At 61.0% G+C, this 231-nt stretch carries 1 protein-coding gene; it reads right to left on the minus strand.

What is annotated here, in order from left to right; genetic code table 11:
* Positions 1–231: cytochrome ubiquinol oxidase subunit I (locus tag ACQG3P_RS25005; protein WP_426806549.1), on the minus strand; the 231-nt coding region annotated here is incomplete at both ends.

Genomic DNA, 231 nt, shown 5'->3' on the forward strand with positions numbered 1-231 from the left:
TTTCATGCCGAACTGGAACTCCATCACCAGGCCGGTGGCCACGCCGATGGCGAAGTTGATGCCGCACAGCGTGCCCCAGAACAGGGTCATCTGGCGCCAGACCGGCTTGCGGGTCATGACGTACACGCTTTCCCTGATGGCCACCAGGAACGAGAGGCCAAGCGTGAGGGGAACAAAGAGGAAGGGGTACATCGCGGTCAAAGCGAACTGCAGCCGCGACAGTTCTACGAC

The sequence above is a fragment of the Stenotrophomonas sp. SrG genome (assembly GCF_050031795.1).
Classification (GTDB): Bacteria; Pseudomonadota; Gammaproteobacteria; order Xanthomonadales; family Xanthomonadaceae; genus Stenotrophomonas; species Stenotrophomonas rhizophila_A.